Genomic DNA, 13,285 nt, shown 5'->3' with positions numbered 1-13,285 from the left:
TTATCTTATGAGATGTGTTTCTCATTATTTTTAAAGCGATTTTTCTATTCAGCGGGTACCCTATGGGCAGATTTTTATAAATTAAGGATGTTGTATGTCAACCGAGGACTTTTCTGTTTCGGCAATATGCCGAGAAGCAGCAGTTATGGTCAGAAGGAACCTACTCGCAATTGTCATTGCTTGTATTCCATTGATCATCGTGCACTCAATTTTTGTGTTTATGTATCCTGAAATGACGGGGCAAGATCAAGCGAACGCTCAAGAAGGAAACATCGCGGGATTTTATTTCGTCACAATCATTTTATACCCACTTGTTGCCGCGATGGCGGCTGTGCGTGTACACCGAATTTATTTGGTTGGCGATTACATGCACTCAGCGTTGGATGTATTTCGCTTGTCAGCCAGAGAATTCCGTTTCATTGGCTGGTGGATATTATTTGGGTTGATGATGATGCTCGTCATTGGTATCCCAACCTTTGTGTTGTCGTTTCTCTATATTGCAGAAAGTGGTGAACCCGATTTTGTTGCCATGGCGTTTATCACAACGGTTGCAAGTATTCCGGGCTATTGGGTGATGGCGCGCTGGTCGTTCGTGTTGCCAGCGACCGCAATGGATCATCAGCCGCGCAGCTTGCGTCGTTCGTGGAACCAAAGCAGACCATACAACAAACAAGTATTCATTTTGATGGGCTTAATTCCATTGGGCGCGGGATTGCTCAGTCAGCTTATCTTTAGTCACTTTACTAACCTCTTCATGCTGAGTCTTGTGGGTGTTGCCTATGGTATTTTCGGTGCGTACCAGTTGGCTTTGTTATCGTTGAGCTATAAAACGGTCGTGGATATTGAACGCGCTCGTTTTGATACACCATCAGAGCCACCAAAAACGGGTGAAGAGTTTTCCGCTTAATCATTTGATCGCTTTTACATGCCACTTCCGTTTGTGAGGTGGTATGCAGCGGGTTAATACCTTCCTATCGCCTTCGCGTTATTCACGCAAAATACCCATGCCCATTTCATGGCTGAATGACAGTGACGTTCACACGTATACTGACAGCAGTACTTCTTTTTATTAAGGAACCCCACATGTCCATTTGGCAACGGGTCAGTTTCACCCATCGCTTTAGTCAATTACCGTCAGCTTTCTATACTTTGGTCGAGCCGCAACCCTTGGATAATACTCGTTGGGTCGCTTGGAATAGTGAGTTTGCGCAGCAGTTTGGTTTACCAGCAGAGCAAAGCGATGAGCTATTGGCGGTTTTTTCTGGGCAAAGCGAATTCGAACCGTTTCGTCCTTTGGCGATGAAATACGCAGGACATCAGTTTGGCGTTTACAACCCAGACTTGGGCGATGGACGTGGATTGCTGTTGGCGGAAATTGAGCATCAAGATGGCACTTGGTTTGATATTCACCTTAAAGGCGCGGGGCTAACCCCCTACTCGCGAATGGGGGACGGCAGGGCGGTGTTGCGCTCAACCATTCGTGAGTATTTATGTAGTGAAGCCATGGTGGGGCTTGGGATCCCGACGACTCGTGCTCTTGGCATGATGGTCAGTGACACGCCGGTTTATCGCGAGAAAACAGAATTCGGCGCAATGTTGATTCGTATGGCGGAGACCCACGTGCGTTTTGGCCATTTCGAGCATTTTTTCTATACCAATCAATTGGCAGAGCAGAAGTTGCTGGCGGACAAAGTGATCGAGTGGCACTTTGCTGATTGTGCATCGGCAGAGAAGCCATACGCTGCAATGTTTGGTGAAATTGTTCAGAAAACAGCGGACATGATTGCTTATTGGCAAGCGTATGGGTTTGCTCATGGGGTAATGAACACCGACAATATGTCGATCCTTGGTCAAACGTTTGATTACGGCCCGTTTGGTTTTCTTGATGATTATGAGCCGGGATATATTTGTAATCATTCCGACTACCAAGGCCGTTATGCATTTGACCAACAGCCAAGAATTGCGCTTTGGAACCTCTCAGCACTCGCGCATGCGCTATCGCCACTCGTTGAGCGAGAAGATTTAGAAGCGTCGTTGAGCCAATTTGAAGTCCGGTTGAGTCAGCAGTTCAGCCGCCTAATGCGTGAGAAGTTGGGTTTAAAAACCAAGATCGCGGAAGATGGACGTTTATTTGAAGCAATGTTTGAGCTCCTTCACCAAAATAACACGGATTACACTCGCTTCTTTAGAACGCTTTCAAATCTTGATACTGATTCTTCTCAAGCCGTAATCGACTTGTTTCTCGACCGAGAAGCTGCGCGAGCTTGGCTTGATCTGTACTTAGCTCGATGTGAGCTAGAGGTTGATGAACTAGGGGAGCTGATTTCAGCCGAACAGCGGTGCGAACAGATGCGTCAAGCCAATCCCAAATACATCTTGCGTAACTACTTGGCTCAGTTGGCGATTGATAAAGCGGAAGAAGGGGACTTTAGTGAATTACACCGATTGGCCGAACTGTTAAAGCGCCCATTTGATGAGCAACCCGAGTTTGATGATTACGCGAAATTGCCACCGGAATGGGGGAAGAAAATGGAGATAAGCTGTTCTTCATAAATGGGTCATTTCCCACCCATTTGAATCTTTTTCTTGGGTGGAATTCACTCGTTATACTCTGTGTTCACGTTAATGGTCTTTGTTAATTTATTGAAATGCATATGAATTTTAACATGGTCCATTAATTGCTCTTTGTTGAACATCCGTACCCATCGCCTAATACCTAGTTATTCATGGACGGGATGGGATGTGATTCAACAAGGAGAATAATAATGTTTAAGCCTCTAACTCTACTATCTGTCTCTGCGCTTGCTGTAACGAGCTTTAACGCTGCCGCGAATTGTGACCCAGGTGAAACGGTCATCAAGTTCAGCCATGTAACGAATGCGGACAAACACCCAAAAGGTATTGCGGCTTCGTTACTTGAAAAACGCGTTAACGAAGAGATGAACGGTAAAGTCTGTATGCAGGTGTTTCCGAACTCAACGCTTTACGATGATGATAAGGTGTTGGAAGCACTACTAAATGGTGATGTTCAACTCGCTGCACCTTCTCTTTCTAAGTTTGAGAAATTCACCAAAAAGTACCGCCTTTTCGATCTGCCTTTCTTATTCGACGATGTCGACGCTGTTGACCGCTTCCAAAACTCTGAAGCCGGTGAAAAGCTGAAAAACTCAATGAAACGACGTGGCCTACAAGGTATTGCGTTTTGGCATAATGGCATGAAGCAAATGTCAGCCAACAAGCCGCTCATTTCTCCAGCCGATGCTGAAGGGCTTAAGTTCCGTGTTCAAGCTTCTGACGTTCTCGTTGCTCAGTTTGAACAGCTAGGCGCAAACCCGCAAAAAATGTCATTCAAAGAAGTGTACGGTGGCCTGCAAACTAAGGTTATTGATGGTCAAGAAAATACTTGGTCAAACATCTACGGCAAAAAGTTCTTCGAAGTTCAAGATGGCATTACGGAAACGAACCACGGGATTCTGGATTACCTAGTGGTGACGTCAAATGACTTCTGGAAAAACTTACCAGACGATCAGCGCGAGCAGCTAAACACAATCATCCAAGAGGTGACAGCGCAGCGTAATGCTGAGTCGACCAAAGTGAACCTTGCGAACAAAAACAACATCATCGAAGCTGGTGGTGTGGTTCGCACGTTAACGCCAGAACAGCGCCAAGAATGGGTCACTGCACTTCAGCCAGTATGGAAGAAGTTTGAAAAAGACATTGGTTCTGACCTAATTGAAGCCGCTTTGGCTTCTAACCAAAAATAATAACGCCTAGCACGCTTAGCCCTCTCGATTAGAGGGGGCTCTTTTCCCCTACAGACGACGTGATGTAATTATGGAACAGACTTTTTTTGCCAAGGCTGGACGAATCACCGATGCCATTGAAGAGACTTTGATTGCTTTCTTCTTAGGTGCCATGACCTTGTTAACCTTTGCCAATGTCATCTTTCGTTATGTCTTTAACGACAATATTCTTTGGGCGCTTGAGCTCACCGTCTTTATGTTCGCATGGATGGTGTTGGTCGGCGCTTCTTACGGTGTGAAAAAACACTTTCATATTGGTGTTGATGTGATTATCAACATAGTGCCAGAGGGCAAACGAAAAGCCTTGGCGTTATTCGCTGCAATATGCTGTTTAGCCTTCTCTATTTTGCTTTTAATTGGCTCTTGGAACTACTGGTATCCGTTCGCCACAGACCGAGCGTGGTATGAAACGGATGATATTCCAATGCCGGAAATGCTTCAGTTTATGGCGGATTGGTTAAACGAGGGAGAGCGTTACGAAAAGCTGCCACGTTTTATTCCTTATTTCGCTTTACCGCTTGGTATGGCGTTGCTAACGCTGAGATTTGCTCAGGCAACATGGCAAATTGCTACCGGAAAGCTCGACCGACTGATTGCAGGGCATGAAGCGGAAGAAGAGCTAGAGGCGCTTCAAGAAGAGATGAGTGATGCCGGTGATCTTATGGCTCCAAAGGCCTCAGACAATTCTAAGAGCAAGGAGCAATAAGCCATGGATATCTTATTTCTATTTTTGATGGTGATTGGTTTCATGCTTGTCGGCGTGCCAATCGCAGTTTCTCTGGGTCTTTCCAGTATTCTTTTCCTTTTGATTCATTCGGATGCGTCTTTGGCGTCTGTTGCTCAAACGTTGTTTAATGCATTTGCTGGACACTACACTCTATTAGCAATTCCATTCTTCATTTTAGCTTCAAGCTTTATGTCGACAGGTGGTGTAGCAAAACGGATCATTCGTTTCGCGATTGCGATTGTAGGCTGGTTCCGTGGTGGTTTAGCGATGGCTTCGGTTGTCGCGTGTATGATGTTTGCCGCGCTATCAGGTTCATCTCCAGCAACGGTTGTTGCCATAGGTAGCATCGTTATCGCAGGTATGATCAAAAACGGTTACTCAAAAGAGTTTGCGGCCGGCGTAATTTGTAACGCAGGTACGCTAGGGATTTTGATTCCGCCGTCTATCGTTATGGTAGTTTACGCTGCCGCGACCGATGTGTCAGTTGGACGCATGTTTCTCGGTGGTGTGATTCCCGGTTTGCTAGCGGGTGTCATGTTGATGATAGCGATCTATATTGCTGCCCGTATTAAGAACCTGCCAAAACAACCATTTGTCGGTTGGAAAGAGACGTTTGATGCAGCTAAGGATGCAAGCTGGGGCTTGTTGCTGGTGGTGATCATTCTCGGTGGTATTTATGGCGGTATTTTCACCCCAACAGAAGCCGCTGCAGTTGCTGCTGTGTACTCGTTCTTTATTGCCAACTTTGTATACAAAGACATGGGGCCATTTGCAGACAAGAAAAACACTAAACCTGCGCTCGTTAAAATCTTCCAAACCTTTGTTCATAAAGACACCAAACACACGCTGTATGAAGCGGGTAAACTCACCATCATGCTGCTTTTCATTATTGCCAATGCGTTAATTTTGAAGCACGTTCTCACGGAAGAGCGCATCCCGCAAATGATCACAGAGTCAATGATGTCAGCTGGTTTAGGACCAATCACCTTCTTGATTGTGGTGAACGTATTGCTGTTGATTGGTGGTCAATTTATGGAGCCATCAGGCTTATTGATCATTGTTGCACCACTGGTGTTCCCAATTGCGATAGCACTGGGGATCGACCCAATTCACTTAGGTATTATGATGGTGGTGAATATGGAGATAGGTATGATAACACCACCTGTTGGGCTTAACTTGTTTGTTACTGCAGGTGTCGCCAAAATGTCGATGATGAATGTAGTAAAAGCCGCACTGCCATGGGTGGCGGTGATGTTCCTATTCCTCATTATTGTAACGTACGTGCCATGGGTGTCGACTTGGTTACCAACGACCTTGATGGGGCCAGAAATCATTACTAAGTAATGGCACCAGATATTTGAAGAAAAACAAAAGAGGTGTGATGATTCACACCTCTTCGTCTATGGGTTTGTAGCTAGGCCTACGAGGGTCTGGGTGGACTCGCCGCTCGTAGCTTCGCCACTTCTTTTTATTCTTGCGCCGCTCCTCGCCTGAACGTCTCTCTTCTTGATATTGCCCGTCTACCATCACGGTATCTGTAATGATCGGTATTCTCACTTTCTCGTTCATATCCGTAACAATCATGATGAATCAGTTATTAAAAATTATGATTCAAGTTGGATATAATACCAATCCTTGAGAATCGTTTTATTTATAGAGCTCTTTATCTATTTGATAGCGTTGCATTTTGTCATACAGAGTTTTTCGAGGCACATTCAATTGCGCCATTGTCTGTTTAATGCTGCCGTTATTTTCCAGTAATGCGCCTTCAATGGCTGCTCTCTCGAACTCTGCAACTTGTTCTGCAAGACTTGAAGAAGGCTTGGCAACCGGAGTCGATTCTCCTAACTGAATTAATTTACCCAATAGCACGAAACGCTCTGCTGCATTTCTCAGCTCGCGAACATTGCCTGGCCAGTCATGGTTCATCAGTTGGGCGAGGTCGTGGGATGACAAACTGGGAGAGCTTTTACCGTAACGTGAAGCCGCTACCAATAGGAAATGATGGAAGAGGGCAGGGATGTCTTCTTTCCGTTCACGCAGTGGCGGGAGATCTAAGGTAACCACATTCAGTCGATAGTAAAGATCTTGGCGAAAGGTTCCCTCTTCAGCAGCGCGTTTCAAATCGACTTTGGTTGCGGCAATTACTCGAATATCTAAGGGCAAGAGTTCATTCGAGCCGACACGCTCAATCACACGCTCTTGCAGTACTCTCAGTAAACGGATTTGGGCTTGGATTGGCATTGACTCGATTTCATCCAAGAAAAGTGTACCGCCTTGAGCAAATTCAAACTTACCGATACGGCGGCTTTCTGCGCCAGTAAATGCGCCTTTTTCATGCCCGTAGAGTTCGCTCTCAATCAAATTTTCTGGTACTGCACCACAATTTACTGCGACAAAGTTTTGGTTCCGTCGAGAACTTTGCTCATGCAAAGAGCGGGCGATTAACTCTTTACCTGTACCAGTCTCGCCAAACAATAAGATATCTGCATCAGTATCGGCGATGTGAGCAATGGTTTCGCGTAACATTTGAATGCTAGACGTTTCTCCGATAACACGAGGTCCGAGCGTTTTACTTGCCTTGAGAGACAAGCGTAACTTCTCGTTTTCAACCGTTAATTGGCGCTTCTCAATGGCGCGCTTGACGGTTTCAACTAAGTGCTCAGGTGGGAATGGCTTTTCGATAAAATCATACGCTCCTTGGTGTAACGCATTAACCGCCATTGAGATATCGCCATGACCAGTAATCATAATCACGGGAAGATGGGTGTCTTTTCGCACAAGGGTATTCAGTAAATCCATCCCTGAAATACCGGGTAAGCAAATATCGGTAATCACCACACCTGGCTCGGCTCCCTGCTTAATGGCGAGTAAGGCAGATTCAGCGTCTGGAAAGAATGTGGCATCGATATCTGCCAATTCAAACGTTTGTTCTATTGCCAGTCTAAGATCGGCTTCATCATCAATAAAAAACACCTGACACATGATCTCATCCTTTTGATTGTTCTGTGTTGTTAGGAGCGATAGGTAAACACAATGAAAATCGAGCTCCGCCTTGTTCTCGATTTTGGGCACATAATCTTCCGTTCATACTTGCTAAGATTTGTTGCGAGATAGAGAGTCCTAAACCTAACCCATTTTGTTTGGTAGTTAGGAAAGGCTCACATAAGTCCGAAAGTGAGAAATCTCCAAGCCCTGGACCATTGTCATCTACATGAATCCAAACCAAACCGGCATGTTCGTCTTGCTCTATGGATAACTGTACTTGTTTGTCTTGTTGCTCTTTGAGAGCCTCTATCGCATTGGTCAGTAAATTAACCAACACTTGTTCAAGTTGAATGATATTGATCTGAACTTCAACATCGTGCTCTGGTACCTGCGTTTCTAGCGTGACACGTGCAGATTTAAGTGCGGGTTTCATCAGCTCTTTGACTGAGGCAATTACTGGAAACAAACGAGATTGAGCCAGCTCGTTTCCACTGGTTTTTTTAGCGAAAGAACGAAGCTGCTGACTGATGTTTGCCATACGATCAGTGAGGGCTGAGATGCGAGTTAGATTATCTTCCACTCGCTCATATTTTTCTTTTTGGAGGAACAGCTTGCCGTTTTCAGCAAAGCTACGAATGGCCGCAAGTGGATTATTCAGTTCATGACTGATACTGGCTGACATTTGCCCCAATACTGCTAGTTTCGCAGCTTGAACGAGTTCGTCTTGCGTTAGGCGAAGTGTTTGTTCGGTTTCAATTCTCTGGGCGATTTCTGCTTGCAATTCTGCGGTGCGAGCCATGACTTGATATTCAAGTTTTTGATTTGCCTCTTGCTGAATTCTCTCAAGTTGTAAGTGGCGTTGTTGACGGTGATAGATGAGCTGGCCAATTAAAAACAACACGGTGAATGCAAGAGTAAGTACAAAAATGTAACCCATTGTGAGCCAGACGATAGACTGCTTAGGAGATAGTACACGGATGGTCAGCTTGAGCTCTGGTAGGGGCAACGAAGAGACCACCAAGGTCCCTTTGTTATATGGGTAACCTTGTTTTAGCTCAGAATGCGTTTCCTCCACATTGCCCACCAGTCCTAGGGTTTCAATTGGCTCATCAAGATATTGTCGGCTTGCCCAAACTTGCTTTTTTTCATTCTCAGTCAGCGGTTGTAAGCTTTTGAGTAGCCAATCACTTCGGCTACTCATGAAAACAATCCCGTGCGGATCGCTCGCGACAAACACACTATTTGGCTGCTGCCAGTTGTCTTCTATTTTACTCAAGTCCATCTTAACCACGACCACACCAAGGACGCCGCCCGCGTATATGATCGGATAAGAATAGTAGTAGCCACGCTTACCCGAAGTCGAACCCAGCGCGTAGTATTGGCTTCGTTCCCCAACGATTGCTTGTTTGAAATAAGGGCGGAACGCAAAATTTCGTCCAATAAAAGATCGCTCTTTACGCCAGTTGCTGGCCGCGATCGTTGTACCCCATTGATCGATTAAATAGGTATCTGCCGCTTCAATCACGTCATTAACGGATTCTAAATACCGATTGGTGAGTTCCAGTTGGGCACTGTTATTTGGATGCAGTAACGCTTGATGGAGAGGGTCATCTTTAGCCAGAAGATTAGGGATATGGGCGTATTTATCGAGTTTGTTTTTAATATGACTAGAAAATTGCTCAAGTTGGGACTGGTGTTTATCAAGCAATGATTGATAACTAGTCTGCCAAACCCAATGACCACCTATGATTGCGCAAAGGAAATAGAAGGCAAAAAAAGTCAGCAGAATCCGGTTTTTTTGCGACATCCTTACACTCCTTAAACCTTTCCTTTGGTCACGTAAGAAAATGTTAATAGTTTGTAGGGAGGATTAGGGATTTAGTTTTCAACTCTGTGGAGTAAAACAAGAGCAAGATCTCTTTTTAGGCTTTTCGATAAAAAAACCGGTCGATTCTCTTGAAAAAGTCGCTATTGTCCCCATTCTAGATATGCTGACGATACTTAGACGGTGTTTGAATCGCATTTTTGAAGAAAAAATGGGTCAGCATTCGAGAATTTAGCGCAGACAATGTCCACATAGTGGCTATTGGCTCGACAGGGTTGCGACAGATCGCTAGAATGTCGCGTCTAAAAATTCTGTCCTGAGGCTAATAGGAGATACCTTTGGTAATTTTATCGAAGATATCACTGATTAGTCCGGTACTGACAAACAGTATCGATACTCGATTTAAATTAGGTGTTCGGACAGAACACTACACAAGGATGAAGCGTAAGCTCCGCTGAGTTTCGCTCATACGCTCGGAAAACCGAGCCACTTTAGAGGTTTATATATAATGCAAGTTACTGTTGAAACGCTAGAGGGCCTAGAGCGCCGTCTAAACATTACTGTTCCAGCTGCAAACATCGAAGACGCTGTAACAGCTGAACTACGCAACATCGCTAAAAACCGTCGTTTCGATGGTTTCCGTAAGGGTAAAGTGCCTCTAAAAATGGTTGCTAAGATGTACGGCAAAGCAGTACGTCAAGACGTTCTTGGTGAAGTTATGCAACGCCACTTCATCGAAGCTATCGTTAAAGAGAAAATCAACCCAGCTGGCGCTCCAACTTTCGCTCCTGTAGAAAACAAAGAAGGTTCAGACCTAGTTTTCACTGCAACTTTTGAAGTTTACCCAGAAGTTGAACTTAAAGGCCTAGAAAACATCACTGTTGAAAAACCGCTAACTGAAGTTAAAGACGCAGACGTAGAAGAGATGATCGATACTCTACGTAAGCAACAAGCTACTTGGGTTGAAGTTGAAGAAGCAGCAGAAGATGGCAAACGCGTAAGCATTGACTTCGTTGGTTCTATCGACGGTGAAGAGTTCGAAGGCGGTAAAGCTGAGAACTTCCCACTAGAAATGGGCGCTGGTCGCATGATCCCTGGTTTCGAAGACGGTATCGCAGGTAAAACTGCTGGTATGGAATTCGACATCGACGTGACTTTCCCAGAAGATTACCACGCTGAAAATCTAAAAGGTAAAGCAGCTAAGTTCGCAATCAAAGTGAACAAAGTTGAAGCTCGTGAACTACCAGAACTAAACGACGAGTTCGTTGCTAAGTTCGGTGTTGTTGAAGGTGGTGTTGAAGCACTTAAAGCTGAAGTTCGTAAAAACATGGAACGCGAGCTTAAGCAAGCTGTTAAGAACCGCATCAAAGAGCAAGCGATTGACGGTCTAGTTGAGCAAAACGACATCAACATACCATCAGCACTTATCGAGCAAGAAATCCAAGTTCTACGTCAACAAGCTGCACAACGCTTCGGTGGTAACCCAGAAGCTGCTGCTCAGCTTCCACGTGAGTTGTTCGAAGAGCAAGCTAAACGTCGCGTAGTAGTTGGTCTTCTACTAGGTGAAGTAATCAAGTCTGAAGAGCTAAAAGCGGACGACGAGAAAGTTAAAGCTCTAATTGAAGAAATGGCTACTGCATACGAAGATCCATCAGAAGTTATTGCTTACTACGAGCAAAACGAAGAAATGATGAACAACATGCGCAATGTAGCTCTAGAAGAGCAAGCAATCGACGCGATCATCGCTAAAGCACAGGTTTCTGAGAAAGAAGTAGGCTTCAACGAGCTACTTAACCAACAACAACCTGCTGCTTAATAAGCAATATCTTGCGTAGAAGGTTGACTTAACGTTAACTATTCTGCTAACAATGGTCCGTATGATAGTCATCATCCGGGCCATTTATTTTAGGGACATAAGAATATGAGCTACCAAGAAAAAAATGCAATGTCGCCAATTATGGACGCGCTAGTACCAATGGTGGTTGAACAAACTTCCCGCGGCGAACGCTCTTACGACATCTACTCACGTCTGCTGAAAGAGCGCGTGATTTTTTTAACGGGTCAAGTGGAAGACCACATGGCAAACCTTGTCGTGGCTCAGCTACTTTTCCTAGAATCTGAAAATCCAGATAAAGATATTTTCCTATACATCAACTCGCCAGGTGGCAGCGTAACAGCTGGTATGTCTATCTACGATACTATGCAGTTTATTAAGCCAAATGTTAGCACTGTATGTATGGGTCAAGCATGTTCAATGGGTGCCTTCCTGTTAGCGGGTGGTGCGCCAGGTAAGCGTTACGTACTGCCTAACTCTCGTGTAATGATCCACCAACCATTGGGTGGTTTCCAGGGTCAAGCTTCTGATATCCAAATCCATGCTCAGGAAATTCTGACCATTAAGCAGAAGCTAAACAAGTTGTTAGCAGAACATACTGGCCAACCTCTTGAAGTCATTGAGCGCGATACTGATCGTGATAACTTCATGTCATCAGAGCAGGCTGTGGAATACGGTATCGTGGATGCAGTGTTAAGCCACCGCGGCGAGTAATTAGCCAGCGCATTTTGGCAAAAATTGATATACACTCATTCATGAAGAGTAAAGGCTAAGAGGTTAGCGAATGACAGATAAAAGCAAAGAAAGTGGCAGCGGTAAATTGCTGTACTGTTCTTTCTGCGGCAAAAGTCAGCACGAAGTTCGCAAGCTAATCGCAGGTCCGTCAGTGTACATTTGCGACGAGTGTGTCGACTTATGTAACGATATTATTCGCGAAGAAATCAAGGATGTTCTCCCTAAGAAAGAATCTGAAGCGTTACCAACGCCAAAACAGATCCGTGAACACCTTGATGACTATGTGATCGGGCAAGATTACGCGAAAAAAGTGCTCGCAGTTGCGGTATATAACCACTACAAGCGTTTACGCAATGGTGATACAACGAGTGAAGGTGTGGAGCTTGGTAAAAGTAACATCCTTCTAATTGGCCCAACAGGTAGCGGTAAAACACTACTTGCTGAGACATTAGCTCGATTCTTGGATGTGCCATTTACAATGGCAGACGCAACCACACTAACCGAGGCTGGTTATGTGGGTGAAGACGTTGAAAACATCATCCAAAAGCTTCTGCAAAAATGTGATTACGATGTAGCTAAAGCTGAACGCGGCATCGTTTACATTGATGAAATTGATAAAATTTCACGCAAAGCTGAAAACCCATCTATTACGCGTGACGTATCTGGTGAAGGTGTTCAGCAGGCTCTACTAAAACTTATCGAAGGTACGGTTGCATCGGTTCCACCTCAAGGTGGTCGTAAGCACCCTCAGCAAGAATTCCTACAAGTGGACACGTCGAAGATCCTGTTCATCTGTGGTGGTGCATTTGCTGGCCTAGATAAGGTGATTGAGCAGCGTGTTGCAACAGGTACAGGTATTGGCTTCGGTGCTGAAGTTCGTTCTAAAAACGAATCGAAGACCGTGGGTGAGCTATTTACTCAGGTTGAGCCTGAGGATTTAGTGAAGTACGGACTCATTCCAGAATTCATTGGTCGTCTTCCTGTGACAACAACACTGACTGAGCTTGATGAAGAAGCGTTGATTCAGATCCTATGTGAACCGAAGAACGCATTAACCAAGCAATACGCAGCATTGTTTGAGCTTGAAAACGCTGAACTTGAGTTCCGAGAAGATGCGCTGCGCGCTATCGCTAAGAAAGCAATGGAGCGTAAAACAGGTGCTCGTGGTTTACGCTCGATCCTTGAAGGCGTATTACTGGAAACCATGTACGAACTGCCATCTGCGACAGACGTAAGTAAGGTCGTGATTGATGAGTCCGTCATCAATGGTGAGTCAGAGCCATTGCTTATTTATAGCAACTCAGACAATCAGGCCGCTGGAGCAGAATAAATTCAGCCGTAATGAAAAAGGAGGTAAGTAATTACCTCCTTTT

The 13,285-nt window shown here is 45.0% G+C and carries 11 protein-coding genes and 1 pseudogene; 9 read left to right on the top strand and 3 right to left on the bottom strand.

Annotated elements, in window-relative coordinates; translation table 11 throughout:
* Window positions 1-94 precede the first annotated feature (94 nt).
* From NL644_RS18705 to NL644_RS18685, 5 genes are all read left to right on the top strand, one after another.
* Window positions 95-907 carry a sugar transporter gene (locus NL644_RS18705; RefSeq protein ID WP_253658707.1) on the top strand — a complete coding sequence of 271 codons (813 nt, stop codon included), beginning with the start codon at window positions 95-97 and terminating at the stop codon, window positions 905-907.
* A 176-nt stretch (window positions 908-1,083) separates the two neighbouring features.
* Complete coding sequence (locus tag NL644_RS18700) at window positions 1,084-2,553, top strand: protein adenylyltransferase SelO (RefSeq protein ID WP_150918332.1); 1,470 nt, start codon at window positions 1,084-1,086, stop codon at window positions 2,551-2,553.
* A gap of 212 nt (window positions 2,554-2,765) precedes the next feature.
* Complete coding sequence (locus NL644_RS18695; RefSeq protein ID WP_005390503.1) at window positions 2,766-3,764, top strand: TRAP transporter substrate-binding protein; 999 nt, start codon at window positions 2,766-2,768, stop codon at window positions 3,762-3,764.
* A gap of 70 nt (window positions 3,765-3,834) precedes the next feature.
* Window positions 3,835-4,509 (top strand): TRAP transporter small permease, encoded by a 675-nt coding sequence (locus tag NL644_RS18690; protein ID WP_005390505.1) that lies wholly within the window; start codon window positions 3,835-3,837, stop codon window positions 4,507-4,509.
* A gap of 3 nt (window positions 4,510-4,512) precedes the next feature.
* Window positions 4,513-5,874 carry a TRAP transporter large permease gene (locus NL644_RS18685; RefSeq protein WP_047009484.1) on the top strand — a complete coding sequence of 454 codons (1,362 nt, stop codon included), beginning with the start codon at window positions 4,513-4,515 and terminating at the stop codon, window positions 5,872-5,874.
* Window positions 5,875-5,916: 42 nt separating this feature from the next.
* On the opposite strand, the gene NL644_RS18680 is transcribed toward NL644_RS18685, so the two are convergent.
* The 3 genes from NL644_RS18680 to NL644_RS18670 all read right to left on the bottom strand — a co-directional run bounded on the left by NL644_RS18680 (window position 5,917) and on the right by NL644_RS18670 (window position 9,325).
* The gene (locus NL644_RS18680; RefSeq protein ID WP_041853050.1) at window positions 5,917-6,099 is read right to left on the bottom strand and encodes a hypothetical protein; all 183 of its coding nucleotides are present in this window, start codon (window positions 6,097-6,099) and stop codon (window positions 5,917-5,919) included.
* Window positions 6,100-6,177: 78 nt separating this feature from the next.
* Window positions 6,178-7,515 (bottom strand): sigma-54 dependent transcriptional regulator, encoded by a 1,338-nt coding sequence (locus NL644_RS18675; RefSeq protein WP_005390512.1) that lies wholly within the window; start codon window positions 7,513-7,515, stop codon window positions 6,178-6,180.
* A 4-nt stretch (window positions 7,516-7,519) separates the two neighbouring features.
* A complete protein-coding gene (locus NL644_RS18670; RefSeq protein ID WP_114322556.1) occupies window positions 7,520-9,325 on the bottom strand; it encodes an ATP-binding protein in 1,806 nt (601 codons plus the stop codon).
* A 40-nt stretch (window positions 9,326-9,365) separates the two neighbouring features.
* On the opposite strand from NL644_RS18670, the pseudogene NL644_RS18665 reads away from it, so the two are divergent.
* The 4 genes and pseudogenes from NL644_RS18665 (at window position 9,366) to clpX (ending at window position 13,242) form a co-directional block, all read left to right on the top strand.
* Window positions 9,366-9,578 (top strand): annotated as a pseudogene (locus NL644_RS18665) (hypothetical protein).
* Between the two features lie 273 nt (window positions 9,579-9,851).
* A complete protein-coding gene (tig, locus tag NL644_RS18660) occupies window positions 9,852-11,159 on the top strand; it encodes a trigger factor (RefSeq protein WP_114322555.1) in 1,308 nt (435 codons plus the stop codon).
* Between the two features lie 105 nt (window positions 11,160-11,264).
* The gene (clpP, locus tag NL644_RS18655; protein ID WP_005382347.1) at window positions 11,265-11,891 is read left to right on the top strand and encodes an ATP-dependent Clp endopeptidase proteolytic subunit ClpP; all 627 of its coding nucleotides are present in this window, start codon (window positions 11,265-11,267) and stop codon (window positions 11,889-11,891) included.
* Window positions 11,892-11,961: 70 nt separating this feature from the next.
* Window positions 11,962-13,242 (top strand): ATP-dependent protease ATP-binding subunit ClpX, encoded by a 1,281-nt coding sequence (clpX, locus tag NL644_RS18650; protein WP_005390528.1) that lies wholly within the window; start codon window positions 11,962-11,964, stop codon window positions 13,240-13,242.
* Window positions 13,243-13,285 lie beyond the last annotated feature (43 nt).

The sequence above is a fragment of the Vibrio sp. Y10_XG_PY6 genome (genome assembly GCF_024181795.1).
In the GTDB taxonomy this organism is placed as follows: Bacteria; Pseudomonadota; Gammaproteobacteria; order Enterobacterales; family Vibrionaceae; genus Vibrio; species Vibrio diabolicus.
Note: the sequence above shows the minus strand (reverse complement) of the source record. Positions and strands in the feature narration are given on the sequence as shown.

Bases quoted from the DNA above. Each gene is read 5' to 3' on its own strand.
- NL644_RS18705 (WP_253658707.1), top strand. From the start codon at position 95: ATGTCAACCGAGGACTTTTCTGTTTCGGCAATATGCCGAGAAGCAGCA.
- NL644_RS18700 (WP_150918332.1), top strand. From the start codon at position 1,084: ATGTCCATTTGGCAACGGGTCAGTTTCACCCATCGCTTTAGTCAATTA.
- NL644_RS18695 (WP_005390503.1), top strand. From the start codon at position 2,766: ATGTTTAAGCCTCTAACTCTACTATCTGTCTCTGCGCTTGCTGTAACG.
- NL644_RS18690 (WP_005390505.1), top strand. From the start codon at position 3,835: ATGGAACAGACTTTTTTTGCCAAGGCTGGACGAATCACCGATGCCATT.
- NL644_RS18685 (WP_047009484.1), top strand. From the start codon at position 4,513: ATGGATATCTTATTTCTATTTTTGATGGTGATTGGTTTCATGCTTGTC.
- NL644_RS18680 (WP_041853050.1), bottom strand. From the start codon at position 6,099: ATGAACGAGAAAGTGAGAATACCGATCATTACAGATACCGTGATGGTA.
- NL644_RS18675 (WP_005390512.1), bottom strand. From the start codon at position 7,515: ATGTGTCAGGTGTTTTTTATTGATGATGAAGCCGATCTTAGACTGGCA.
- NL644_RS18670 (WP_114322556.1), bottom strand. From the start codon at position 9,325: ATGTCGCAAAAAAACCGGATTCTGCTGACTTTTTTTGCCTTCTATTTC.
- tig (WP_114322555.1), top strand. From the start codon at position 9,852: ATGCAAGTTACTGTTGAAACGCTAGAGGGCCTAGAGCGCCGTCTAAAC.
- clpP (WP_005382347.1), top strand. From the start codon at position 11,265: ATGAGCTACCAAGAAAAAAATGCAATGTCGCCAATTATGGACGCGCTA.
- clpX (WP_005390528.1), top strand. From the start codon at position 11,962: ATGACAGATAAAAGCAAAGAAAGTGGCAGCGGTAAATTGCTGTACTGT.